The sequence below is a fragment of the Bacillota bacterium genome (assembly GCA_023511485.1).
Taxonomy (GTDB): Bacteria; Actinomycetota; Aquicultoria; order Aquicultorales; family Aquicultoraceae; genus CADDYS01.
The window spans coordinates 1-25804 of the sequence record JAIMBH010000035.1 but is presented as its reverse complement, the minus strand read 5'-3'; the positions used below and the strand labels follow the sequence as shown (position 1 = coordinate 25804).

Here is a 25804-nt window from a genome sequence, read left to right as displayed (position 1 = left end):
GTTTTGGGGACGTTACTGAAAAACAGAATAACTCAATGAGTTATTCAGTTTTTCAGGAACGTCCCCTGTCTTCTACAACAGTTCTTTTTGTTTAATCCAGGCCATCATTGAGCGAAGCTGCTTGCCAACCCTTTCGATCAGGTGGTCAGATTCTTTCTTTCTCATAGCCTTGAGCACCGGCTGATTTGCCCTGTTCTCAAGAATCCACTCGCGGGCAAACCTTCCGGTTTGAATATCATCGAGGACCCGCTTCATCTCTTTACGGGTCTCTTCGGTAATAATTCGTTTCCCAACGGTTATATCGCCATACTCGGCGGTGTTGCTTATCGAGTAGCGCATACCCGAGATACCCTGTTCGTAGATAAGATCAACAATAAGCTTTAACTCATGCAGGCATTCAAAATACGCTATTTCCGGCTGGTAGCCAGCCTCAACAAGGGTATCAAATCCTGCCCTTATAAGCTCGCTTGTACCACCGCAGAGAACAACCTGCTCGCCAAAAAGATCGGTCTCGGTCTCCTCCTTGAAGGTTGTCTCAATAACGCCAGCCTTTGTACCACCAATACCTTTTGCATAAGCAAGGGCGGTATCTTTTGCCCTGCCAGTTGCATCCTGATATACCGCGACAAGGGCCGGAACGCCGATTCCCTCTTCATACATTCGCCGAACGACATGGCCAGGCCCTTTTGGAGCAATCATAACGACATCAACATCCGCTGGCGGAACAATCTGATGAAAATGAATATTAAAGCCGTGCGCAAAGGCCAGAGTCTTACCGGGCGACATATGCGGTTTTATATCTTTCTCATACATGGCTGCCTGAAGTTCATCCGGCACCAGAATCATTACCATATCTGCCTCTTCTGCCGCTTTTCCGGTCGGCACAACCTTAAGGCCGCTGTTTACAGCCTTTTCCCAGGACTTTCCGCCTTCACGAAGCCCAACTATAACGTTTACGCCGCTATCATATAAATTCAATGCGTGAGCATGCCCTTGGCTTCCAAAACCAATAATAGCAACCGTTTTCCCCTGTAACACTCCCAAATCGGCGTCCTGATCATAGTAAATTTTGGCCATATCATCCTCCACATAATTTGTAGTTAAAATTCCAGGTTATCTATTAATTATATCACAATTACCTGCTAAAAGTGATAGCTCGCCTCTGTATAGGGTCCAGGACCCAGGGGATTTTTTTAATGTATTTTAACCCTGGACCTGAGACCCTAGCCTCTGGACTCTAGGCTTCGGCAAGTTTTCCTCTTCCAAGCGCAACTTTGCCCGTCCTAACGAGCTCTTTTATGCCATAAGGCCTTAATAGGTCCTCTAGAGCCTGAATCTTATCCTCAGTACCGGTTATCTCAATAATAAGCGTAGATTTGCTCACATCCACTATATTGGCCCTGAATATATTGGCCGTCTCAACTATCTCAGACCTCATGTTTGGGGAAGCGTTAACTTTGATAAGAACCAGCTCACGTTCAACCGATTCTCTGGGGTCAAGATCGCTGATCTTAAGTACATTAACTAACTTATGCAACTGTTTTGTTATCTGCTCAAGCCTCAGATCATCTGCATCAACCACAATAGTCATGCGCGAGATATCCGGGTTCTCGGTCGGTCCAACGGCGAGGCTTTCGATGTTAAACCCTCGCCTGCTGAAGAGGCCGGAGACCCTTGCTAAAACACCTGGTTTATTTTCCACGAGTACCGATAGGATGTGTTTCATCTTTCTCCTCCTCTTCCACTTCTTCATCTATCATTTGGCTAATGGCCGCACCCGGAATACCTCCCAGCATCTCGTCAATCGATGCTCCTGGCGCAACCATTGGAAATACATTTTCTTCTCTTGCAACCATAAAATCTATAAGGATAGGCTCGCGGGCCTCAATGGCTTCCTTAAGCACCTTCTCAACATCTTCAATCCGGGTCACGCGAACTCCCTTCATGCCATAAGCATCGGCAAGCTTGACGAAATCAGGTGTGCCAACATTTAAGTCGACCTGGGAGTACCTCTTGCCGTAGAAGAGCTCCTGCCACTGGCGAACCATACCTAGATAACCGTTGTTCAGAATAGCGATAATAATTGGTAACTTATTTGCCACAACGGTTGCGAGCTCTTGTGAGACCATCTGGATGCTTCCATCGCCATCGATGTCTATAACAACAGCATCAGGACGCCCGATTTGCGCTCCAATGGCTGCCGGTAGGCCAAACCCCATAGTGCCAAGTCCGCCAGAAGATATAAAACTCCTTGGTTTGTTGCAGCTATAGAACTGCGCGGCCCACATCTGGTTCTGACCAACGCCGGTTGTTACTATAGTGTCTTTATCTCGCGTAAGCTTATTAATCGTTTCAACTACGTATTCCGGCCTGATTTGCCCATCCTGGTGGTAATGAAGTGGATATTTTTTCTTCCACTCGTCGATCATCGCATGCCACCTGGTTTTGTCTGCGTGCGTCTCTATCTTGCCGACCGCATTAGCCAGTTCTCTTAAGACAATTTTCGCATCGCCGACAATCGGGATATCAACCACTACGTTTTTGCTTATCTCCGCTGGATCGATATCTATGTGAATGATCGCCGCATGCGGTGCAAATGTCGATACCTTGCCAGTCACACGGTCATCGAAGCGAACACCAACTGCAAGAATAAGGTCGCTATCCATTATCGCGTAGTTAGCGTAACGCGTGCCATGCATGCCAAGCATACGAAGCGACAGCGGATGATCGTCTGGGAAAGCTCCCTTGCCCATAAGAGTCGTCGTAACTGGAATATTAAGCATTTCCGCGAGGTTTTTTAGCTCTTTCCACGCTTCGGACTTGTTGATTCCGCCTCCGGCGTAGATAAGCGGCTTCTCGGCTTTTGCGAGAAGCTTCGCCGCCTCCTTGATCTGCTTCGCGTGGCCTTTGTAGACCGGCTTGTATCCAGGAATATGTAAATCCTCCGGATACTTGAAGTCTATTTCAGCCTTTGATATATCAACCGGCATGTCTATTAGCACCGGTCCAGGCCTGCCCGATTTGGCAAGTTCAAAAGCCTGCCTGACTATCGTTGGCAGTTGGTTGACATCTTTTACCAGATAATTATGTTTGGTTATCGGCATAGTAATGCCGGTAATATCGGCCTCCTGGAATGCGTCCGTTCCGAGTACGGTCGTCGCCACCTGTCCTGTAATTGCTACCATCGGGATGGAGTCCATCCACGCGTTGGCAAGACCAGTTACCAGGTTGGTAGCCCCTGGCCCGGACGTGACAAGGCAAACACCTACCTTTCCGGTAGCCCTAGCATATGCATCCGCTGCATGTCCCGCACACTGCTCGTGTCTAACCAAGACGTGACGGATTGTTTTGCAACTATAGAGAGCATCATAGATAGGCAATACCACCCCACCGGGGTAGCCAAAGATTACATCTACGCCCTCCTTCTCCAAACTTTTAATCAATGCTTCTGCCCCTGTCATGCGCATTCACATCACCTCCTGGTTTCTCTAGGATCCAGGGTCCTGGACCCTATTCTATAATTGCGCCCTTAGCAGCAGATGAGACCATCCGCGCGTAAAGGGCAAGATACCCTCTCTTTACCTTGAGTTCTGGCTCGCGCCAGTTCCTTAACCTGTCTTCTATCTCATAATCGGATAGCTTTGCATTCAACTTTCTACCCGGAATATCAATCTCTATGATATCGCCGTCTTTTAGGGCTGCAATCGGGCCTCTCTCTTGTGCCTCAGGTGAAACATGGCCAACTGCAGCACCTCTTGTACCTCCGGAGAAACGCCCATCGGTTATAAGAGCAACCTTATCGTCCAAGCCCATACCTGCAAGTGCGGATGTTGGCGTTAACATCTCACGCATGCCCGGGCCTCCCTTTGGACCCTCATAACGGATGACAACAACATCGCCCGGCTTTATCTTCTTGCTAAGGATAGCTTTAGTCGCCGCATCCTCACTGTTAAACACTTTTGCAGGACCGGAATGCTTGAGCATACTCTCTTTAACGGCAGATTGCTTTACAACAGCTCCATCTGGAGCAAGATTGCCAAAAAGTATCGCAAGTCCACCTGTCTTTGAATACGGCTTATCAAGCGGACGGATAACATCTGTGTTAAGGACTTTAACACCTTTTAGGTTCTGGCCAAGAGTCTTGCCTGTTGCCGTCATGACATTGGTGCTAAGGTGCTTGCCTTTACTTAATTCAGCCATGACAGCCATGATGCCGCCCGCAAAGTAAAGGTCTTCTATATGATGGTGGCCCGCCGGACTTATCTTGCAAAGATTCGGCGTCGTCATGCTAATCTTGTCAACTGTGTTAAGGTCAAACCTGACACCCATTTCGTGGGCGATCGCCGCAAGGTGAAGCATGGTATTGGTCGATCCACCAAGCGCCATGTCAACAGCCAGTGCGTTTTTGAATGACTTCTCTGTCATGACCTTATCCGGCGTTATCCCTTTTTCTAAGAGATTCATGACCGCTGTGCCGGCCTGCTTAGCAAGCCTTATCCTTTCAGAGAATGGGGCCGGAATCGTGCCGTTGCCGGGCAAGCCCATACCCAAAGCTTCAGTTAGGCAATTCATTGTGTTTGCGGTAAACATGCCGGCACATGACCCGCATGTCGGGCATGCGCAGGATTCGAACTCGTTTAGTTCTTCTTTAGTCATCTTTCCTGCGGTTGCAGAACCGACAGCTTCAAAAACACTGATAAGATCAATTTCTTTGCCCCGGTATTTGCCGGCAAGCATTGGTCCGCCACTTACCACTACGGTAGGGATATTTATCCTTGCCGCAGCCATAAGCATACCAGGTATGATCTTATCGCAATTAGGAATTAAAACGAGTGCGTCAAAGCGATGGGCCTCAACCATTAACTCAACCGAATCTGCAATGATCTCCCTGCTGGGAAGCGAGTATTTCATGCCGGGATGGTTCATAGCAATGCCATCGCATATGCCTATTGTTGAAAACTCAAGTGGCGTTCCGCCTGCCATACGAACACCAGCTTTTACAGCTTCAGCAATCTTGTCCAGATGGATATGGCCCGGAATAATATCATTTGCAGAGTTCGCAATACCTATTAACGGGCGACGGATCTCCTCATCTGTCAAACCGGTCGCTTTGAGGAGCGACCTGTGCGGTGCTCTAACAATTCCTTTTTTTACCTCGTCACTTCTGTACGCCATTAAAACCTCCGGGTTCCGTGCTGCAGTTAACAGTGCTCTAGTGCTGCGAATAAGAAATATTAACTGCAGCACTGTTAACTGGTAACTTAAGTAACTTTACTTCACTATTTATCGGCTAAAAAACAAAAAACCTCTCAATCCCAATGGGACGAGAGGATTCTCACGCGGTACCACCCAAATTCAGCACGCCAACTACAAATTAAACATATCAGGCCTGCTGCTCTTGTTGCCCGTAACGTGGGCCACGAGCCAAACTACTAGGCGTTTTACGCTTTTCAGATGGCTGGCTCCAGGGCGACGTTCAACTTCCATCCTATACCGGGCTTCACACCACCCCCGGCTCGCTCAAATAGTTAGAAAGTCTACTACTCCCCTTCATAGCCTTTATCCCTTGTAAGCAATTCTATTTTCCCTGCTCGGAGAATATTAGATGGAATTATACAGAACGCATGCTCGGGTGTCAATATGTACAAGACCATAAATGCACAGCAAAACCACAAGTAGCAATTTTTACCAATCACCTATAAATATTTATATAGATTGGTATAAATATATGTTTCAGGCGCCCGAAACTGGGGCAAAAAATAAAACGCAGTATTGTAAGTAACGGGCCATTTAAAAATATGACCAGGATATGAAGAGAGTATTATTGCTTATTGGGATTTCCATAGTTGTGCTTGGTGCTGGTTACGTTGCTGCACTGGCCTGCTCAGATACAACCGGCAAAGAACCCTTGCGCCAGAGCGAGGATAATTGCTCCTTATCTGAAGAGCTTGGTGTAGATTCAAGCACTAACTCTACACAAGATAGCTCTCCATCCACTGCAAGCGGAAGTTGCACGGTCTCGGTTGAAAACCACTCGTCTTCAACAGAAGGTAAATCTGAGTCCAATACATCGGTGAAAATAGAGGGTGATGCCGGCAAGGTTGAATGGTCAAGTACAGAAAATGACAGCAGCTTTAATTACACATATCCTTCCTCGGCAAACGTTAGTATTAGCGTTAGCAACAAGTCGTCAAGTTATAGCAGCAGTTCAAGTTCTTCAAATAGCCGCAGTTCCGTATCGATTACTCAGAATTCAAATACAACCCTGACCATCTCCCAGCCGACGGCTGAAATAAAAGAAGAAAGTAAAGAAGCTATCAAAGATATTGTGTCTGAGCAAAACTGTCTCGGGGATAATAAGCTATATACAGCCATCATAAGCAGCACAGACCTTGATGCGACAACCATTGACTGTAGAACCGTTGCAATTGCAGGAGAGCCGATTTGTAATGTCAGTAAAAAGTACGTAGATATAAACAAGGATGGATTGGAAGACCTGCTCTTGTGCTTCGAAGTTCAAAACCTGGGTTTGCAAGGGAGCGACATAGACACATACATAAGCGGTACTACTTTTAACGGGCAAAAGTTTAACGGCTGTACCAATATACAGAAATTTTTCCGCTAGGAAAAATTAACCTTTCTTTAGAAAAATCCTATGACTGTATTTTATCAATAATCGCATCCGCCATGCCTGATGTAGTAGCACTGCCGCCAAGGTCGTAAGTTACGTGCTTGCCCTCGGCGATGACTTCTCGAGTCGCGCTGAATACCCTGTCTGCGGCTTCCCTCTCACCGATATGCTTAAGCATCAAAACGCTCGTTAAGATAAGCGCGCTTGGATTTACTTTGTTTTGACCCGCGTATTTCGGGGCGCTTCCATGTACCGGCTCAAAAACAGCGTGTTCTTCGCCGATATTTGCGCCTGGAGCCATTCCAAGGCCGCCAACAAGGCCGGCGCAGAGATCGCTTAAAATATCACCGTAAAGATTAGGGCACACCAGCACGTCGTACAGCTCGGGCTTCTGCACAAGCTGCATGCACATGTTGTCAACTATTCTGTCTTCGGTTTCGATATCGGGATACTTCTCACCAACTTCTCTTGATACACGAAGGAAGAGACCGTCTGAGTGCTTCATAATGTTTGCTTTATGCACTGCGGTAACTTTCTTTCGTCCCTCGCGGCGTGCATACTCGTAGGCAAATTTAACGATTCGCTCGGTACCGCTAATCGAGATAGGTTTTATACTAATGCCGGCGTCTTCAAATCTCATTTTCTGTCCGCGGGATTTTAAGAACTCGATTAAGTCTTTAGCGTCTTTGCTTCCCTCTTCAAACTCGATGCCGGCGTATAGGTCCTCGGTGTTTTCGCGCACAATTATCAAATCGATATCTTCATACCGACTCTTAACACCCTTTAAGCTATAAGCCGGCCGAAGATTTGCATACAGGTCAAGCTCTTTGCGAAGAGCAACATTTACACTTCTAAAACCGCTACCTACCGGTGTCGTAATTGGGCCTTTGATAGCAACTTTGTTTCGCCTTACGGACTCGATAACCTGGTCGGGAAGCGGAGTGCCGTATTTGTCCATGACATCGGCTCCGGCCTCCTGGATATCCCATTCGATTTTAACGCCGGTCGATTCGACCACGCGGCGCATGGCCTCAGATATTTCCGGCCCTATCCCATCTCCGGGAATCATAGTAATCGTGTGCAAATCTTCTCACCTGTCCCTTGCTTAATATTCCAAAAGAGGGCGGACCTAAAGTCCGCCTGAATTTACTTATATTCTAGACATTCTAAACCCAAGGCCTAGCCTCTAGTCTCAAGTTTCTAGTCTCTAGCTAGGCGTCTAACGCAAACCCGCCGTGTTTGCGGAAGTGCTCCAATAGACCGCCATCATTTAGAATCTTTATCATAACAGCCGGCAATGATTTTGCCTGGATTGCTATACCCTTAGTTATGTTTTTGATCTCGCCTTTGCCCACATCTACCTCAAGTTCGTCGCCTTGATCAATTTGGGTGGTGTCGCAGATGAGAACCGGTAAACCCACGTTGATGGCGTTACGATAGAAGATACGTGCGAATGATTGTGCAAGGACCGCACCAACTCCGGCAAGCTTAATTATGGTCGGTGCATGCTCACGGCTTGAGCCTAAACCAAAGTTCTTGCCAGCAACGACAAAGTCTCCCGGCTGAACTTTGCTGGCAAACTCCGGATCGGCATCCTCAAGTACATGTTTTGCGAGCTCCGGTAGGTTAGTCCTTAAGTGAAATAGCCTTCCTGGAGCTATATGGTCTGTGCTTATACTATCTCCAAATTTGAATGCTTTACCTTTTATTTGCATTTATGCACCTCAAGATTTATTTCAAGATTGTCACATCGCTCGCCTACCAGCTTGCTCCTCGCAATGACGCCACCGATTAATCATGCAGTTGCCTGGCCGGGCTAAAACCCTGCCCTACGTTAAAAAATAGTTCGTCATTTAACATTTGCAATTCGTCGTTACTACAAATACTTCCTCGGGTCGGCGATGGTTCCCTCGATCGCCGTTGCAGCAGCAACCGCTGGGGAGCCTAGATATATAAATCCTTCAGGATTGCCCATCCTACCCTGGAAGTTCCTGTTTTGTGTCGCAAGGCATGCCTCACCGTCTCCGAGAATTCCCGCGTGAACGCCAACGCACGCGCCGCAACCAGGATTAACGATAGCAGCACCAGCAGCAATAAACTTAGCAATGAGCCCCTCCTCAATTGCTTTTAGATAGACATCTGCCGATGCCGGGCAAATGAGAAGCCTGGTATTTGGGTTGCGGGTTTTTCCTTCGAGTATTTTGGCAGCGATTCGCAAATCCTCGATTCGACCATTTGTGCAAGTCCCAATAAGCACCTGGTCAATCTTTGTACCTGCAACCTCTCCAACGGTTTTTGTATTATCAACCGTATGCGGGCAGGATATGGTCGGCTCAAGTTCGGACACGTCTATCTCAAAAACCTCTTCGTAGGTCGCATCGGGATCAGCCACAACCCTCCGCCATTTATCCCCACGACCCCTCTCTTCAAGATATCTCCTTGTCGTCTCATCGGATGCAAAAAGGCCGGCCTTTGCACCTGCTTCGACTGCCATATTGGCAAGAGTAAATCTGCCTGACATATCCATCGCATCTACAGCTGGTCCGCAGAATTCAAGTGCTTTATACGTTGCACCATCTGCCCCTATCATTCCAATAAAGTGAAGTATTAAATCTTTTGGATAAACACCTTTTTTAAACTCGCCGGTCACATACACTTTGAATGTCTCAGGAACTCTCAGCCAGGTCTTGCCAGAAGCAATACCAATTGCCACATCAGTTGAGCCCATGCCAGTCGCAAATGCACCTAGCGCACCGGCAGTGCAGGTGTGAGAATCAGCACCGATCAGGACTTCACCCGGATTCATATAGTCCTCAACCATCCGCTGGTGACAAACACCCTCGTTGATATCGGAGAGAATAGCTCCGGTCTTTGCCGCAAAGTCGCGTAGGATCTTGTGGGCATTTGAAAGTTCTTTTCTCGGACTTGGAGCCGCATGGTCAATAAAAAGCACCGTACGCTCTGGCTTCGCAGCTTTTTCCATCCCCAGTTTTTGAAGCTGCTGCACCGCAAGAGGTCCAGTACCGTCCTGGACAAGAGCCGCATCTATATCGGCCACTACTATGTCTCCGGCGTAGGCATCGGTTCCGCTATGCTCGCTTAGAATCTTTTCAACAATCGTCTTACTCAATGCGGGCCGAAACCCCCTTCCCGGTTTTACGCACATAATCCTGGTAGATATACATCAGCTCTTTATCAAAAAGAGAACGTTTCAGTTCAACGGCAACTCTTCTTACCTCGGCAAGGATTTCCTGGGCTGCTATTGGGTCAATCTCTACGCCAAACTCTTTAAACTTATTCACAATTGCCGCTGACCCAGAGTGCTTGCCAATAACTATCTGACGCTCAAGACCTACTTCCTCTGGAGAGAATACCTCGTAGGTCTTAGGATTCTTTATTATGCCATCGGCGTGGATGCCAGATTCATGGGCAAAAACGTTTGTGCCAACAATAGCCTTCCAAATTGGGATAGTCCTGGCTGATGCCCTTGCTACATACTCGGATAACTCACGGAACATCTCGGTCTTAAAGCCAAGGTCAATATGCCCAAGATATTTCATCGCCATGACAACTTCCTCAAGAGCAGCGTTTCCTGCGCGCTCACCCAGGCCGTTAACGGTTGTATTAACCCAGGTAGCACCAGCTTTAACACCGGCTAGAGCGTTTGCTGTCGCCATACCGAAGTCGTTATGCGTATGCATTTCTATGTCTATGCCGGTTGCAAGCTTAAGCTTCCTTATAACGCTAAATGTCTGGAAGGGATCTAAGACACCAATGGTGTCGCAAAAACGCAGACGATCTGCACCGGCCTCTTTGGCAGCAAGGCCAAATTCAACCATAAAGTCAAAATCAGCTCGGGATCCATCCTCAGCGTTAACCGACACATAAAGGTTATGTTCTTTGGCAAACTTAACGGACTCAACAACGCTATCTATAACCCACTGACGGTTTTTCTTTAGCTTATGTTCGATGTGAATATCAGAGGTAGCAATAGAGATAGCGACCGCATCTACTCCGCAGTCGATAGAGTGCTGGATATCGCTTATAACTGCCCTATTCCATCCTAGAACGCTAGCGCGAAGGCCAAGACTTGCAATTTCCTTAATGACAGCCTTTTCGTCACCGCCCATTGCTGGGATTCCGGCCTCAATCTGATCTACACCTACCTGATCAAGCAGCTGCGCAATCCTTATTTTCTCATGGTTTGAGAAAACCACACCCGCCGTCTGCTCACCGTCACGAAGAGTGGTGTCGTCAATTTTAATATTCGATGGGTCGACATCTGCATATGAATGCTGCAAATCGAAGCTTTCTAATTTCTTCTCAGTCAAGATACTACCTCCAAACCCAGGCTGAAGATTCCGCCATTGGAATATATTGCTAAATACTAGCTGCAGATTACTATTTTAGAGGATAAACGCGGGTTAAGGCAAGAATTAACACCGTTGCCCCGGGCAACTTCCACACGCTAAAACCCCATACGTTCAAAATTTAACATGATTATAGCACAAGCAATTGATAGATTCCAGATGATTAGCAGGACAAACAGGTCCTGTCGGTCTAGGTTTTAGACCAGCTGTACGCGTAATGCAGGTATTTAGCCCAAAAAATGCAGTATCTCTATCTTTTTGCCATGCCTTTCATAGTAACTACCATTAAGGCCAAATCATCTGATAACTTCCCGCCGGTGTAGCCTATAATGCCGTTGAAAATAAGCTGAGGCAATCCCTTTGCCGACATAGGTTTTAACCCTTTTACAAGCTCTATTAACCGTTCCTCGCCGAAAAAATCAGCACCTCGTCTTGCCTCGATAGCGCCATCTGTATAAAGTACCAGCATATCGTCCTTCTCAAGAGTGATCTCGCTATTGGTATACTTAACGCCTGCAAACGCTCCGATAGCCGGGGAGGTAGTAGCAAGAAGAGATATGCCACCGCTGACTCTCTTGACTATTGCAGGGGGATGGCCGGCACTGCAATAGATGAGATGGCCATTAGCCGTATCCAGGATACCAAAAAATACCGTTACAAATACAGCAGGAGCAGATGCATCTTTTACGACAGTGTTGGTTTTAGTTATAACCAGAGCGGGATCTTCATTCTGATAAGCATACGCCTTAATGGTGTTTTTGACTAGAGATGTCAACGTCGCAGCCTCTAAGCCCTTGCCCGAGACATCCCCTATTACGATGCCGACCCGGCCGTGCTCAAGCTCGAACAAATCGTAAAAGTCGCCGCCGACTTTTACTGCGCCAGTAGCTGAGCGATAAAAATAACCAAACTCAATACCCGGTACTTCCTGAGGCATTGTAAGTATCGCTTCCTGCAACGTCTGAGAAACCCGGTGTTCCGTTTCATAAAGGCTAGCATTCTGCAGGGAAAGAGATACTGATACCGCCAGTTTACCTGCAAAATCAACCTCGGCCTCGGTAAACGGTATATCGCTTGAGCTACGGAGAAAAGCCATTGTTCCGATAACCTCATCCTTAACGTATAGTGGCACGATCATTATTGCGCGAAACCCAAACATAGCCATGATTTCAGGGTCAACCCTATCGTCTTTAGTAACATCGTTTACAACAACCGGCGCCTTTGTCTTTGTCGCCGCAACAGAGAGTTTAAATTTGTCGTCAGTTAGTTTAGTTCCAATAAATTCCTTTGGCATTCCATAGACATACTTTATCACCCATCTATCAGCTTCACGCAAAGCGATACCTGCCGACACGGCATGTATCGCTTTAGTTGCTTCCACAATTACCCTTTGCATTATCTCATCGAAATCTAGTGTCGAGTTTATGGCAGCGTTTATCTCGTTTAAGGCATCGCTCAGTTCTCTGCGCCTCTTGGACTCGGTAATGTCGCGAATGACCCCAATCATGGCTATAGGGCGGCCTCTTTTGTCTCTTACCATGGAAGTGTTCAAATAGATTGGAAATATCGACCCGTTTTTGTGTTTTACCATAAGCTCTCCAGACCAGGAGCCGGTCTCCTGGATACTCGGAATGATGACTTTGCTTGCAAACTCTGGATCTGCATTCATCTCATTGACGTGTTTTCCATAATATTCTTCTGGAGGATAACCATAAATGCGTTCAACTGCTTTGTTTGAGTAGAGAATATGTCCACCAAGGTCGGCAATCTGGACTCCATCTGGGGCTTCCTCTACAGCTTCCATGAAAAGCTTCAATCTCTCTTCAACAAGCTTGCGCTGATTATATAAGAGGGTAAAAACAAAGACCGCAAACACAAAGAAGAAGCGTATCCATATGGAATGCAAATCCGGACGGATTAGAAACTCAATGAAGCTGCCCCCACCAAGAAAAAAGGTCTGGACAAAAGCATCCAGCACCCAATACAGAATGCCTGCCCCAATTATAAGCAGAGCCATCCTAATTCTACTTTTTCTTGTTAAGCGCGCTTCCCACTCTGCCACCCGCTGCTCCCAGCTCTTCCCAATAGTAAATTATATACGTGTTAGATAGGAATACTATACTATCGCGGGCTTAATTGATAGCTACTAACGCTTGTGCCCCTAATAAACATACCCATAAAGCGTACAGCTATCACGCTTTACGGCGCTTTGTAAATTTTGGATAAACTTGAGGTTATTTGCTGATGCCAGACTGCAATTTCTCTCTTAGTATCTTATTTATAAGTTGTGGGTTACCGCGACCTCTGGTCAACCGCATGGCCTGGCCGACCAGAAAACCGAATGCCCGCTCCTTACCAGAGCGATATTCTTCAACCGCAGAAGCGTTTTCTTCAAGCACCAAATCAACAATTTTTGCAATCTCACCTTCATCGCTAATCTGAGTCATGCCCTTTTCTTCAACGATAACTTGCGGTAATTTGCCCGTTTCAAACATCTCCGGGAATATTTCTTTGGCTATCTTGCCGCTGATAACACCTTTATCGATTAGTTTAAGCAACTCAGCAAGATGCTTCGGTGTTACTGCAGTCTCATCAATCTCCAAACCCTCGGTGTTTAGATAATAAGACATATCGCCAAGCATCCAGTTCGCAACCGCTTTTGGATCCCCTTTATAAAGTTTGACCGTCTCCTCAAAGAAATCCGCCATAGCCTTACTGCTAGTAAGCAGGCTTGCATCATGAACCGGCAAACTATACTCAACTATAAATCTTTGCTTGCGCTCGTCTGGGAGCTCGGGTAACTGCGATCTTAAATGCTCTATGTATTCAACAGTAAATTCCATAGGAACAAGGTCTGGATCCGGGAAGTAACGGTAATCGTGGGCATACTCCTTGGTTCTTAGCGTGCTTGTTACACCTCTGCTCTCATCCCAATGGCGAGTCTCCTGAACAATTTCCTCCAGCCTACCCTCTTTAAGGGCTTTTATCTGGCGCTCAATCTCATAGGTTAGCCCTCTTTGAAGCGATCTGAACGAGTTAAGGTTTTTCAACTCCGTCTTTATGCCAAGCTCGGTCGACCCCTTCGGCCTGACAGACACGTTTGCATCTACCCTCATAGAACCCTTTTCCATACTGACATCAGACACCCCAAGAGACAAAAGTATCGCCCTGAGCTTTTGTGCGTATGCCTTGGCCTCCTCTGGAGTTCGTATGTCCGGTTCGGATACTATCTCCATCAATGGAACCCCTGCACGGTTAAAGTCGACCAAGCTATACTCAGCTCCAGCAATCCTCCCAGCCCCGCCAACGTGAATCAACTTACCGGTGTCCTCTTCCAGGTGAATCCTCGTGATACCGATTCTTGTCTGGTAATCGTCCATATCAAGATCGATATGGCCATCGATACATAATGGCTGATCGTATTGAGATATCTGGTAATTCTTCGGCATATCCGGGTAGAAATAGTTCTTGCGATGAAACAGGCTGTAGAGGTTTATATCGCAGCCAAGCGCAAGACCTGATTTTATGACATACTCAACCGCTTTAGCGTTTGCAACTGGTAATGAACCGGGCATCCCAAGACATACAGGGCAGGTCTGCGTGTTTGGCGCCTCGCCAAACAATGTACTGCAGCTGCAAAACATCTTACTCTCAGTCGCAAGTTCAACATGTATCTCTAAGCCAATAACACTCTCGTATTCCATTTTGCCTCCTATCTAGATACTAGAAACTAGACCAGACCTACCGGTCCTAACTAGAGGCTAGATAAAACTATCTTTTTAAGTCTCTTATCTTTTTAAGCCCACACTCTAGACCTTCATCTCTAGTTTCTAGTTTCTAGTCTCTAGTCTCTAGTCTCGGTTTCTCGCTCCATTCAAAGCTCTGCTCAAAACTATAGGCAACCCGCAGCAGCATCTCCTCACCCAGCGCTTTGCCTATTATCTGCAACCCTACCGGCAATCCGTTAACGATACCACAAGGTACCGAGATTCCAGGTAAACCCGCGAGATTTACCGGTATTGTACATATGTCCGACAGATACATCTGCAGCGGGTCAGCTACTCTCTCACCAATCTTAAATGCCGTTGTCGGCGAAGTTGGAGAAACTAAAACATCAAACTCCTCAAAAGCCCTGCTAAAGTCGCGGCTGATAAGAGTCCTTACCTTCTGGGCCTTACCATAATAGGCCTCATAGTAACCCGCACTTAAAGCATAAGTGCCAAGCATAATCCTTCTTTTAACCTCGTCACCAAAACCTTCGGAACGGGTTCGCATATACATGTCCATCAAGTCTTCAGGATCAGGCACCCGGTAGCCGTATCTTACACCATCAAATCTTGCAAGGTTTGAGCTTGCCTCTGCCGGTGCAATAATGTAGTAAGCCGACAGACCGTATTCAAGATGCGGCAGGGAAGTTTCAGCAACAATTGCACCATTTTTCGACAATATTTCCAGCGCGTTTTCGACCGCCTTTTTAACGTCAGAATCAATGCCCTCAGTCATCAGTTCTTTAGGAACACCAATCTTTACCCCTTTAAGATTGTTTATGAGCGACTTGGTATAGTCGGGCTTATCTATTGTCACGGATGTCGAGTCCATCGAATCGTGCCCAACCAGATAGTTCAGGACAAGTGCGCAATCGGTAACATCTTTAGTAAATGGCCCTATCTGATCAAGAGACGAAGCAAAGGCAATAAGCCCGTATCTTGAAACCAGGCCGTAAGTCGGCTTCATCCCGACGATCCCGCAAAGTGCGGCAGGCTGCCTTATTGAGCCGCCGGTATCAGAACCCAGTGAGAAGATAGCCTCTTCAGCGGCAACCGCTGCGGCCGAGCCCCCGCTTGAGCCACCGGGAACCCTTTCTAAATCCCATGGATTGCGGGTCGTAAAAAATCCAGAATTTTCCGTTGAAGAACCCATGGCAAACTCGTCCATATTAGTCTTGCCGGTCATCACTATCCCCTCATTGAGAAGGTTCTGAACAGCGGTCGCGGTATAGACAGGAATAAAATTGTCGAGGATTTTTGACCCACTAGTCGTACGGACTCCTTTTGTGCACATAACATCTTTTATCGCAGTTGGGATACCGGCCAAGGGCCCCACCTTTTCACCGTTGGCGATTTTTTTGTCTACTCTTTCCGCCTGCTCCATCGCGATATCCCTGGTAAGTGTAAGATAAGACTTAACCTTATCCTCAACGCTATCTATCCGCGCAAAGACGCTCTCGGCAATCTCTTTTGCGCTTACCTCTTTTACTGCAAGCTTTTCACTCAGTTCATGGATTGTCATTTGATAAAGTTCCATACAACCCTCCGGGTTAAGTTTTGGTGTGCCAACGTTTCAAAGGCCAAAGCCTTTTTCTTTGAGCCAGCCACTTTGACACTTCCAGGCCTTGGCACACGATCAGTTCGTCGTTTAAACGATTCTCGGCACTACGAATGCCTGCCCCTCTTTTTTTGGGGCGTTCGATAGAGCCTCTTCAGGAGTCAGGCAAACCCCGACTTTGTCATCACGAAGCACGTTTTTAAGCGGTATTGCGTGCGACGTAGACGGTACATGTGCTACATCAAGTTCCGAGATCTTTCCGGCATGCTCAAGGATGACATCCAGTTGCTCAGTAAACTTCTCCACCTCGGAATCGGTCAAGTCAAGCCTGGCAAGCCACGCAACATGCCTTACTTCCTTCTTGCTAATTGCCATACTAACCTCCGTTTCTAAAAAGCGGAAACTAGATTGAAATTATATATTATAACGAGATTATGCTTAAACCTAGAAGAAACTATCCTCGAGTTTCGCTCCAGACCCTCAAGTCTGCCCTGGTCTTTAGCATCTAGTTTCTAGCATAGTATACCAAAACAATCGAGAACAGGTTATTAAGCGAATGCAGCATTATAGGAGGTCCAAGGGAATCTGTTGCCTGATAAAGGTAAGCCAAAGCCACCCCCAGCACCACAATGGGAAGGACCATGAGCAGGATTCCGTGCGCGATAGCAAAAAGAAAACTGGTTATAAGCATGGCAGCAACAACACCAAACCTCTGCCTGAAAGCAGGATACATGAAGCCCCTGAAAAGGGTTTCCTCAACTATGGGGGCAATTAGACCGACAACCACCACTGCTAATATGAACCCGGCGGTACCTCTGCCAAATAGTTGTGGAATTCTCCTTACTAGGTCCTCGGGCGGCGAGTAACCAAGTTCTATAATAATCAATGTATAAATGTAATTGACTACCAAGGCCGCAAAAAAAAGAGTGGCGGCAGACCCAAGACCCCGAAAAAAGTTAAATGGCCTGAAGCCCAGGGTATCCCAGGAAGCCTTCCTTATGCCTTTCGCCAGATATAAGATAATAAGAAATATAGCAAGGTAAGTAATAAAAAACGCGGCAACAAGCACATAAACCCTTGGGAGAAATGTGCCTAAAAGCGAGGCTGCAAAAAAGACAACGCCCTGAACCACAAAAAACAAAACCAAAGCGATTAGCGCATCGCTAATCGTCCATGGAACTTTTTCCTCTCTGGCTTTGTCTGCTTTGTTTGTATCTATGCTATTCACTAATCAGCCTCTTGAAATCGTCTTCTGTGATAATATTTACCCCCAAAGACTTTGCTTTATCGTACTTGCTGCCGGGACTCTCACCCGCTACCACATAATCAGTCTTTTTGCTAACGCTGGATGAAGCCTTACCACCCATGGATTTTACTATTTCCTCCGCCTCGCTCCGGGTAAATTGGGTAAGCGCACCAGTAAAGACAAACGTCTTGCCCGCAAATTTCTGCTCTGCCGACCCTGTTTCTTTTGCAGTTTTATCCTGCTCCATCTTAACGCCAGCCCGGCGCAGCTTCTCCACCATATTTCTGTTTCGCTCTTCACGGAAAAACTCGATGATGCTCTCGGCAATTTTAGGACCGATCTCAGGAATAGTTATTAAGTCCCCAGGCTTAGCGCAAGACAAAGCATCAATTGAGCCAAAGCTATCGGCAAGTACTTCAGCGACATGCGAGCCGACATGCCTTATGCCAAGGGCAAATAGAAGCCTTGAGAGGGGTCTGTTCTTTGACCTTTGCACTGCATTGTATAGATTATCGGCTGCTTTGTCTGCGAAATGTTTAATATCAAGCAGACTGTTTTTATCCAGATAATAGATATCTGAGACATCCTTTATCATGCCCTTGTCAAGAAGCTGCCGTGCAACCGATTCGCCAAGACCTTCGATATCCATTGCCCCACGGCTGGCGAAATGGATGACATGCTCAAAAATCACTGCCGGGCAGTTAATGTTGACGCACCTTGCAACCGCCTCACCGTCGGGGCGCACAACCTCTCCACCACAAACCGGACACTCGCGCGGCATGATAAAATCCTTCTCGGTCCCATTACGCCTACTAACAACAGGCGCAACTATCTCAGGGATAACATCTCCGGCTTTCTGGACGATTACATAGTCGCCAATTTTTATGTCCTTGCGCCTTATCTCGTCCTCATTATGAAGCGTCGCTCTGCTTACCGTTGAGCCAGCGATTATAACGGGCTCAAGTACCGCTGTCGGGGTCACCGCCCCTGTTCTGCCCACGTTTAACTCGATACCTAAGAGTTTCGTTGTCCTTTGCTCGGCCGGGAACTTGTAAGCAATCGCCCAGCGCGGAGCTTTGCTTGTTGTGCCAAGCTTCTCCTGCTGGTTATATGAGTTCACCTTTATAACGACGCCATCGATCTCAAAGGGCAGCAAGTGGCGCCTCTCCTGCCAGTATTCGCAGTATTCATACGCATCATTTATTGAGTTAACTTTCTTTACATACTGGCTTACTTTCAACCCGGCAGCCTTCAAATAGTTAAGCGATTCCCAATGGCCGCCAAAATCAACCCCCGATACATACCCCAATCCATAAACAAATATGTCGAGATTTCTCCTGGCCGTGACTTTGGGGTCAAGTTGTCTTAAAGACCCTGCCGCCGCATTTCGTGGGTTTGCAAAAAGAGACTGCCCCAACTCTTCACGCTCTTTATTTATCTGCTCGAACTGCTCTTTTGATAGGTATACCTCACCGCGCACCTCCAGAATATCCGGAGCCGGGTCAAGCAAAAGCCTAAGCGGGACAGATTGGATTGTCTTAACGTTTAATGTTATATCTTCGCCAACGTCACCGTCTCCCCGGGTTGCCCCGCTCACATACAGGCCGCGCTCATAAACAAGCGATACGGCAACTCCATCCACCTTAAGCTCGCATACGAGCTCTATTTGGTCATCCACAAGGTCGTTGCCTATACGATTAAAGAAAGCGGCAAGCTCTGCAAAGGAGAATGCATTGGCAAGGCTCATCATCCTTGACCTGTGCCTCACAGGCTTAAAAGCATTAGACGGTTCTGCTCCAACTCTTTGCGTAGGTGAGTCCGGTGTTATAAGCTCTGGATGCGCTTTTTCGATTTCCATAAGTTCGCGCATTAGCTCATCAAACTCGGCATCCGATATTTCCGGCGCATCCAGGACATAGTACCGGTAATTATGGTAATTTATGCTTTTTCTTAACTCTTCAACTCGTCGTGCAATATTTGCGGTTTGTTTGATTATAATCCCTCCGGATTCGTTCAGAGCTCCGCAACTAATTCAATTCTAACTCATATCTGCTCGCAAGCTAAATACTTAGTTAGCCTATAAATACTGAGTTAGCCTGAGTTAAATATCGAACATAAACAAGAAGAGGCGGGGTCCACCTCTTCCAATTCTTAGTTAAAATTATTTTTGCCAATGCCAGGCAATGCCAAATCCTACTGCTATTTAGATTTACTCTGCAAACAATTCCGGTACTGTTACTATCTCGTACCCTCGACTCTTTATATCCTTGATCAGCTGGGGCAATATTTTGGCCGATTGCTTGCTCCCGCAGTGTTCAAGAATGATAGAGCCGTTGCTTAGCGCTGCAAGAATTCTGTTCCTGACTTGATCCGGCGTCATCGATGGCTTCCAATCCAGAGAATCTACAGTCCAGTAGATAGACCGATATCCCGATTCAGCAGCAACTCTCAGGACTCTGGCATCGCGAGAACCATACGGTGCCCTAAAGAGCGGCTTACTACTTATACCCGCCGTCGCCTTTATCTTTTCCTCAGCCTTTGCAAGTTCTTTTACAATCTCAGCATCCTTTTTCTTGACCAGATCGGGATGAGAGTCTGTATGATTCCCAATCAGGTGCCCCTCATTTGCAATTTGCTTAACAAGGGCGGGGTTTTCATCAACCCATTTTCCAGTTAGGAAAAAAGTCGCTTTTATATTCGCGTCTTTTAAGGCTTTAAGTATCTGAGGAGTAGCTTCGCTGTCAGAGCCCGCATCAAAGGTGAGCGCAACTTTCCTGGAAGTGCTCGGGCCCCTTACAATTTCCTTTGAAGACGGTTTTATAGTCACTGTACTTGGCCGTTCTGTTGCCTGCATATCTTGCGCTTGCTCTTCTGGCGATTCACCAGTAGCTTCTCCCCCAGAATGTTTACTCTCTTTAGTCGGGATTTTTAAGACTGTACCGACCTGAAGGTTGTTGTTGCCTTCAGGTATGTTATTAAGCTCCCTTATCTTATCCACAGTCGTGTTGTACTTTAACGCTATGGCATAGAGCGTATCGCCAGGTTTAACCGTGTGCTCGATATAGCCGGGGTCTTTTTTCTCTGTAGAAGATACTTCTTTATTGACAGTAGGCGGGGTTACCTTTTTTGGTTTTACGGCCACTTTCTCTTTTTCCGGCGGCTTACTTAACCAATGCGCAAGACTAATTCCGCCGTAGATAGCAGCTGCCGATATAACAAACAGAGCGAGCAAAGCAATAGCAATGCGCTTGTAATTCCACCTGACAGCCCGACGCCGCCTATGCCTTCTAGTTTCAAGGCGTGCCCGTAGCTCAACATCATTCACCTGAGGATTACTCGTCTCAGGATTTTGCGCTCCAGGAGTTCGCATATCTTCCATGTGGCTATCCTCCTAAAACGATACGACATCTAGTGCCAAAACCATTATTGTCCTTGCCCCTAAGTTTCAATAACTAGCAAACTTAGGAGCCTGCTATATGCAAAAAGCAACTAACCCCAGTAGCGGAAGCCGCTTGAGTTTGCCATCTAACAGATATTATAATTCGTAGTAGTCCTACTTTACCAGTCTACAACTTACACTAATAAAAAGTATTTTGTTAGTGGATATCCGTTTGGTTTCTAAGCTGTACAAACTCAAATTTTCCCCAGCCCCCAAGACTGCCATCAGCAATGATAATTACACCTTCAACGCCAGGCAAACTCTGGGCAAACTGAATTGCCTCTTTTATGTCGTCTTTAGAGTGGATAATATTACCAATTTTTGTAGCCGTGGCATCTGCAAGAGAGGTATTCTTTGAGAAAACTACAACTGCATCTGCACTTCCAAAGCTTGTAGAGTGCCCAACAGTTCCAGAAGACGTACATATTCCAAGCGGAGTATCTTCGGGCTTCACCAAAACAGCCAGTTTATTACTGATAGGAGAATCTCCAGCATATATGCCTACTTTGCGGTCGATTTTAGTCTTAATAAAGATATCGCCGCCATTTTCAATGATAATCTCGTCGCTGTGTTTAAGAAGGTCCCTGCCAACATACTCTGAAATCGCTCCTGCAACTGCGGCCATTGGACCGACTCCCGCTAACTTTGCCGCATCAGCCATCGATCTGACTATCTCCGGAGCGCTTTCCGGAATCTCTACAGGTGCAAAGGATTTTAGAAAGACGGGGTACCTGCTGATGAATTCCTCAATCTGACTTCGGTACCGGCGTACCAGATCGTATGCGACTGACGCCAGGTCACGACCTGCGCTTATAAGTAGATCGGTTTCGTTAACTTTTACTTCAAAAGTATGCAGACCTTCCGAGAGAACTTGATTGCGATACAGCCGGGGCTCAAACACAAAAACACCTCAAATTGATTACCGCTATCAGCTTTCATCGGCTACCAGTTTATTTCCCTAAAAACTGACAGCTGATAGCTCTAAGTTGTAGACTAGCAAATCTATCCTTAATTGTCACCCCGAACCTAATAAAGAGGCCGCGTAAAATCGCAAGCTTCTTATTTGTATTAAAGCTGATAGCAAGAAGAATAAAGAGCGCCGGCCAGTTTGGCCGGCGCTCTTTATTCTTCTCTGCCAGGTTTCTCTACCCTATCTTGACGGAGTTTCAGTGGTATCGCGATCCCTGTTAATAAAAACCTCCAACAGCCTTAAGGCTTCAGACATTTTATTGCCCGCTTTCTCTGTATAGGCCAAACTTTTATCAACGTCTTCTTTGGTTTGTGCCAGTCTTTGCTGAATCGCGTTGACGTCTTTCCGAGTATTATCGTATGTCTTGGATACTGCACTATATAACCCTATTACCTTTTGATAGGCAGCATCAATGCCCTGCTGCTCTTCCTTAAACTGGTCTGAAACTTGCGGTATATGACTGAGAAACATTAGTGCGACTAACCCAAACAAAAGCCTACGCATTCAAACTCCTTTTCAAAGCTTGCACCCCGCCATCTCAGCCTTTAACCATTAAATAATTCCACATGCTGCCAAACAAGCAACGGCAGCTATCGATAATTCTATAGCGCGCACCTCCTAGGACTCCATTGCGGCAGTTTAAGTTCAATTAAACAAAATTAAATTATCAGAGATCAGAGGCCTACTTTCTTTGAACAGTAATGCGGGCTGTAGAATAAACCGTAGTGATAAGGGGCTGTATCTGGTAGTTCCTATTTAATTCTGGCAGATCCTTATACAGTATAATATCGGTAAGAATTTACCAGACTTTAGCAAAATTACACTGGTAAAATCTGTAAAGTACCTGGTAGATTACTAGCCCTTTCCAACTGACGATCGTAAACCACTAGAAAGCTCTTCTTGCAACCATTATGCAGGCATTATGAATCTCGTGTATCCCATGCTTCTTTGCATATTCGATAGCCACTTCGCTCTCGGCGCCAGGCTGCATCCAGACTATATCTACTCCGAGGGCTGCCGCTTCCTCAACAATCCTCTCGGTCACCTGGGGCGGCACCACTATATCCACTACATCAGGTTTTTCTGGAAGGCTGCTTATATTTGGGTAGGCTTTATCGCCTTGAATCTCCTGCTCTTTTGCGTTGACCGGGTAAACCTTATATCCGGCCTCTTTCAAGTCTTTATATATCTTGTAGCCATATTTACTCTCGTTGTTGGACGCCCCAACAACCGCGATTACGCTGCTCTTATCAACTGCTTGTCTGATTAAATTGCTATCCATTGAATTGTCTTCCAAAACCAACACCCCACTTCCAAGATTCATATCATTATAAATAGCATAAAGGGCCCGCGTCCGGGCCCTTTATGCTATTAGTTCGCCGCACCGTACGCTATTGATTTACCCAAATTAATTATCTCTAAACCCAAGAAAGAATATTGTGCTATCGCCTCATAGTTATACTTAAGAATAGTAAAACAGTGCTTTGCAGCCATCCACTAGTTGCGACCCATAAATATGGTACGCAAATGTTCCGTAGATATGGTATGCAATCAAAAGCATATAAACAAAAAGAAAAAAGATGCTAAACTCGAGTACCAACCTGTATCTCCTGAAAAGCCAAATGGCAACCGTTATCACACCCGCGAGAGCAAACTTAAACAAGCCCGCTGCAGACGGGCCTACCGTAAACAGCATGTTCATAACAGGATTTCCTTCGCTAAACCCGTATGAGAGCGCCCTCAGCGTGAAAATGAAATCTGCTACGTTTAACATGTTAAACAAGATAAGAAGTATGATTAGTTTTGCATAATTGTGCCTGAGATAATAAGCCCCCTGCCGGAATACCCTTTGATAAAGTCCCTTTTTCCCTAGGTGGTTCTTTCTCCTATCAAAACCTTCGCGCCTCTCCAACAGCCTAAAACTGAAACTTTTTTTTCGCCGGTTGGAGAGGCGCCTTTCAACGCCATAGCTGCTGCAACCTTCGCAAGGTCCGTTACACTTGCCTGTTACATCTTTTCCTTCATAACACACGTATTTACTCATTTTAACCCCGGATCAAAAAAGCAATCAGCTATCAGTATTTAGCCGCCAACTTTTCGCTAACCTTAAACTAGTGGTCTTCGGCTAAATACCGATAGCTTTATGAATGCAACAACACACTGTATTGGCATGCCGAAGGCTTGCAATTGCTGACCATGCCTACTTGGTGGCAAACAACATCTTCAGCAGAACCCTCTAACATTACCCCGAATCTAGCGTGCAATAGAGAAACAACGAGCTCCATTGTCGTCCACACTACGCTTTTGCAACACATACAATTATCGGCATTTTCGGCAAGATGATCGATTGCTTGAGCCACAACTTTCATTGTTGTTGTATCTCTCTCAATCCTGCTATTGTCCGCCTTGTAGGCGACATGAAATACAACCCCCACCGCAGGTATAATTCCGCACACGCCTGTCCTGTGCGCAAGACTTGTTATCGCTTGCTCCTTGACGGCTTCTAGAGCGTTAAAGATATCATCCTCAGTTACCTTCAGTGTACCCTCATTTTTAACTGCAACCAGAACAGCCGCAGTAAAAACCCAGGCATGCTCACACGAGCACTCGGGAAGACTGGGGTGTGCCATCATAGTTGTTGCCAGGTCAAAGGGATCTTTTGATGTGGTTGTCTTAACTATCTCTTCAATAAAACCTGAAATGGGTATTTGATAGCAGGATTGACATACATAGTGTCCCTCAGGGCACCAGATATGAGCCTTGTACAACTCCCCGCAGAAGTAGCAAGCAAGGGTTTCTTCATTGTCGAGATGTTCTAACGGGACACCGCACACAGCACAACTTCGTATATATCCAGATGGTATATGATTTTTAGAGTTTTCGTTGCTTTCAACCTGGTCAACAGGATCTTCTAATTGACACCTGTCAATACTGATGTCGAAACATCACCCACCAGGCAATATAGCTTCAAGCTTATCGTCCGGTATCACTATTCCTCGCCATCGCTAACTAGATCCTCAGCAGCGATTTTCCAGCCATCCTTCTCTTTATTAAGCTTGAACTTGTAAGTATTCTTTCCAAGCGCACTGTAATTCGCATGTTGAGTATCGTATTGAATATAATATTCGATCTCTGCTGTAATATCAGCACTATTGCGGCTGATGCTCGCGTCCTTTACCTTTACATCGGTTACCCTAAACCCTAAAATCTGAAGCGGTGTATTGGTGCTTAGGCTTAGGCTATTCTCGCTTTTCGCTTTATCGGCCGCTATTAAGGCATCTATATAACGTTGCTGCTTTGCTAAAGCACCTGATTTATCGTCGTAGAATTTTTTTAGTTCCTGCTTGATATCATTGGTTTTTCCTTGGTTTGAAGCTAATCTTGCCGTATGCTTGATCGTCCAACCATTAATGGCTACTCTTAATACTTCCTGTGTCTTCTGATCAAGTTCTCCAGAGTTTCGTGCAATAAGAACCTGCCTTGCTCCTACTACAGCGATAATTGCAATTACTGCTAAGATAACGACTACAATCCACTTCCTGCTTAGATTCACAAGCCGCCTCCATTAAAATTGCTTACGTTGGGATAGGTGTTCGGTTGGTAAAATGCCTTTTCGTTATGATTTTAACTAAATCAACGATATCTGGCAACTCGATTTTAAGCTGTTATAAATTGCAAGAGCTATGGCTCAATCCAACAAAACAACCATCACTCCTCAATTTAGCCATCAAAAGCATAAAAAAGGCATAATCACAACCGCACCTTCAAGGTGCGGTTTGCACTAGCCCTATAAGGGCACACTGCTGGCCGCACCTTAAGGTGC

At 46.3% G+C, this 25804-nt stretch carries 22 protein-coding genes and 1 other annotated feature; of the genes, 1 reads left to right on the top strand and 21 read right to left on the bottom strand.

The features are described from left to right. Positions 1 to 72: 72 nt before the first annotated feature. From ilvC to ilvD, 4 genes are all read right to left on the bottom strand, one after another. A complete protein-coding gene (ilvC, locus tag K6T91_10305; protein ID MCL6473179.1) occupies positions 73 to 1077 on the bottom strand; it encodes a ketol-acid reductoisomerase in 1005 nt (334 codons plus the stop codon). A 160-nt stretch (positions 1078 to 1237) separates the two neighbouring features. Beyond that, positions 1238 to 1726 carry an acetolactate synthase small subunit gene (ilvN, locus tag K6T91_10300; GenBank protein MCL6473178.1) on the bottom strand — a complete coding sequence of 163 codons (489 nt, stop codon included), beginning with the start codon at positions 1724 to 1726 and terminating at the stop codon, positions 1238 to 1240. Further along, positions 1692 to 3467 carry a biosynthetic-type acetolactate synthase large subunit gene (ilvB, locus tag K6T91_10295; protein ID MCL6473177.1) on the bottom strand — a complete coding sequence of 592 codons (1776 nt, stop codon included), beginning with the start codon at positions 3465 to 3467 and terminating at the stop codon, positions 1692 to 1694. Before ilvB ends, ilvN begins: the two co-directional genes overlap by 35 nt. A gap of 43 nt (positions 3468 to 3510) precedes the next feature. Continuing rightward, entirely contained in the window at positions 3511 to 5175 is a 1665-nt protein-coding gene (ilvD, locus tag K6T91_10290; GenBank protein MCL6473176.1) for a dihydroxy-acid dehydratase, read from the bottom strand. Between the two features lie 141 nt (positions 5176 to 5316). Further along, positions 5317 to 5563: a binding site (T-box leader), on the bottom strand. Between the two features lie 261 nt (positions 5564 to 5824). Between ilvD and K6T91_10285 the strand changes: the two genes are divergently transcribed. Next, positions 5825 to 6625, top strand: a complete 801-nt coding sequence (locus tag K6T91_10285) for a hypothetical protein (protein ID MCL6473175.1) — start codon at positions 5825 to 5827, stop codon at positions 6623 to 6625. Between the two features lie 28 nt (positions 6626 to 6653). On the opposite strand, the gene K6T91_10280 is transcribed toward K6T91_10285, so the two are convergent. The 17 genes from K6T91_10280 to K6T91_10200 form a co-directional block, all read right to left on the bottom strand. Further along, positions 6654 to 7700, bottom strand: coding sequence for an isocitrate/isopropylmalate dehydrogenase family protein (locus K6T91_10280; GenBank protein ID MCL6473174.1), 1047 nt, complete (start codon positions 7698 to 7700; stop codon positions 6654 to 6656). A 142-nt stretch (positions 7701 to 7842) separates the two neighbouring features. Beyond that, complete coding sequence (locus K6T91_10275; GenBank protein MCL6473173.1) at positions 7843 to 8346, bottom strand: 3-isopropylmalate dehydratase small subunit; 504 nt, start codon at positions 8344 to 8346, stop codon at positions 7843 to 7845. A gap of 161 nt (positions 8347 to 8507) precedes the next feature. Continuing rightward, positions 8508 to 9761 carry a 3-isopropylmalate dehydratase large subunit gene (locus tag K6T91_10270; GenBank protein MCL6473172.1) on the bottom strand — a complete coding sequence of 418 codons (1254 nt, stop codon included), beginning with the start codon at positions 9759 to 9761 and terminating at the stop codon, positions 8508 to 8510. Next, a complete protein-coding gene (gene nifV, locus K6T91_10265) occupies positions 9754 to 10896 on the bottom strand; it encodes a homocitrate synthase (GenBank protein ID MCL6473171.1) in 1143 nt (380 codons plus the stop codon). Before nifV ends, K6T91_10270 begins: the two co-directional genes overlap by 8 nt. 355 nt (positions 10897 to 11251) lie before the next feature. Then, positions 11252 to 13063, bottom strand: coding sequence for a SpoIIE family protein phosphatase (locus K6T91_10260; protein MCL6473170.1), 1812 nt, complete (start codon positions 13061 to 13063; stop codon positions 11252 to 11254). Between the two features lie 172 nt (positions 13064 to 13235). Beyond that, entirely contained in the window at positions 13236 to 14705 is a 1470-nt protein-coding gene (gene gatB, locus K6T91_10255; protein MCL6473169.1) for an Asp-tRNA(Asn)/Glu-tRNA(Gln) amidotransferase subunit GatB, read from the bottom strand. A gap of 133 nt (positions 14706 to 14838) precedes the next feature. Continuing rightward, the gene (gene gatA, locus K6T91_10250; protein ID MCL6473168.1) at positions 14839 to 16305 is read right to left on the bottom strand and encodes an Asp-tRNA(Asn)/Glu-tRNA(Gln) amidotransferase subunit GatA; all 1467 of its coding nucleotides are present in this window, start codon (positions 16303 to 16305) and stop codon (positions 14839 to 14841) included. A 111-nt stretch (positions 16306 to 16416) separates the two neighbouring features. After that, entirely contained in the window at positions 16417 to 16701 is a 285-nt protein-coding gene (gene gatC / locus K6T91_10245) for an Asp-tRNA(Asn)/Glu-tRNA(Gln) amidotransferase subunit GatC (protein MCL6473167.1), read from the bottom strand. A 130-nt stretch (positions 16702 to 16831) separates the two neighbouring features. Next, entirely contained in the window at positions 16832 to 17554 is a 723-nt protein-coding gene (locus K6T91_10240; protein ID MCL6473166.1) for a CPBP family intramembrane metalloprotease, read from the bottom strand. Further along, positions 17547 to 19565 carry an NAD-dependent DNA ligase LigA gene (gene ligA / locus K6T91_10235; GenBank protein MCL6473165.1) on the bottom strand — a complete coding sequence of 673 codons (2019 nt, stop codon included), beginning with the start codon at positions 19563 to 19565 and terminating at the stop codon, positions 17547 to 17549. Before ligA ends, K6T91_10240 begins: the two co-directional genes overlap by 8 nt. Before the next feature lie 216 nt (positions 19566 to 19781). Further along, positions 19782 to 20951, bottom strand: coding sequence for a polysaccharide deacetylase family protein (locus tag K6T91_10230; GenBank protein ID MCL6473164.1), 1170 nt, complete (start codon positions 20949 to 20951; stop codon positions 19782 to 19784). 217 nt (positions 20952 to 21168) lie between these two features. Further along, positions 21169 to 21912, bottom strand: a complete 744-nt coding sequence (locus tag K6T91_10225) for a UPF0280 family protein (GenBank protein MCL6473163.1) — start codon at positions 21910 to 21912, stop codon at positions 21169 to 21171. Between the two features lie 249 nt (positions 21913 to 22161). Continuing rightward, entirely contained in the window at positions 22162 to 22485 is a 324-nt protein-coding gene (locus K6T91_10220; GenBank protein MCL6473162.1) for a hypothetical protein, read from the bottom strand. A gap of 382 nt (positions 22486 to 22867) precedes the next feature. Then, a complete protein-coding gene (locus K6T91_10215; protein MCL6473161.1) occupies positions 22868 to 23263 on the bottom strand; it encodes a CoA-binding protein in 396 nt (131 codons plus the stop codon). Positions 23264 to 23443: 180 nt separating this feature from the next. Next, on the bottom strand, positions 23444 to 24025 hold the full coding sequence (locus tag K6T91_10210) for a DUF5658 family protein (protein ID MCL6473160.1): 582 nt from the start codon (positions 24023 to 24025) through the stop codon (positions 23444 to 23446). Positions 24026 to 24122: 97 nt separating this feature from the next. Continuing rightward, complete coding sequence (locus K6T91_10205; protein ID MCL6473159.1) at positions 24123 to 24749, bottom strand: hypothetical protein; 627 nt, start codon at positions 24747 to 24749, stop codon at positions 24123 to 24125. Positions 24750 to 24970: 221 nt separating this feature from the next. Further along, positions 24971 to 25534 (bottom strand): hypothetical protein, encoded by a 564-nt coding sequence (locus K6T91_10200; protein MCL6473158.1) that lies wholly within the window; start codon positions 25532 to 25534, stop codon positions 24971 to 24973. Positions 25535 to 25804 lie beyond the last annotated feature (270 nt).

Coding starts and splice junctions, on each gene's coding strand:
- ilvC (MCL6473179.1), bottom strand. CDS start 1,077: ATGGCCAAAATTTACTATGATCAGGACGCCGATTTGGGAGTGTTACAG.
- ilvN (MCL6473178.1), bottom strand. CDS start 1,726: ATGAAACACATCCTATCGGTACTCGTGGAAAATAAACCAGGTGTTTTA.
- ilvB (MCL6473177.1), bottom strand. CDS start 3,467: ATGCGCATGACAGGGGCAGAAGCATTGATTAAAAGTTTGGAGAAGGAG.
- ilvD (MCL6473176.1), bottom strand. CDS start 5,175: ATGGCGTACAGAAGTGACGAGGTAAAAAAAGGAATTGTTAGAGCACCG.
- K6T91_10280 (MCL6473174.1), bottom strand. CDS start 7,700: ATGATTCCCGGAGATGGGATAGGGCCGGAAATATCTGAGGCCATGCGC.
- K6T91_10275 (MCL6473173.1), bottom strand. CDS start 8,346: ATGCAAATAAAAGGTAAAGCATTCAAATTTGGAGATAGTATAAGCACA.
- gatB (MCL6473169.1), bottom strand. CDS start 14,705: ATGGAATACGAGAGTGTTATTGGCTTAGAGATACATGTTGAACTTGCG.
- gatA (MCL6473168.1), bottom strand. CDS start 16,305: ATGGAACTTTATCAAATGACAATCCATGAACTGAGTGAAAAGCTTGCA.
- gatC (MCL6473167.1), bottom strand. CDS start 16,701: ATGGCAATTAGCAAGAAGGAAGTAAGGCATGTTGCGTGGCTTGCCAGG.
- K6T91_10230 (MCL6473164.1), bottom strand. CDS start 20,951: ATGGAAGATATGCGAACTCCTGGAGCGCAAAATCCTGAGACGAGTAAT.
- K6T91_10220 (MCL6473162.1), bottom strand. CDS start 22,485: ATGCGTAGGCTTTTGTTTGGGTTAGTCGCACTAATGTTTCTCAGTCAT.
- K6T91_10215 (MCL6473161.1), bottom strand. CDS start 23,263: ATGGATAGCAATTTAATCAGACAAGCAGTTGATAAGAGCAGCGTAATC.
- K6T91_10210 (MCL6473160.1), bottom strand. CDS start 24,025: ATGAGTAAATACGTGTGTTATGAAGGAAAAGATGTAACAGGCAAGTGT.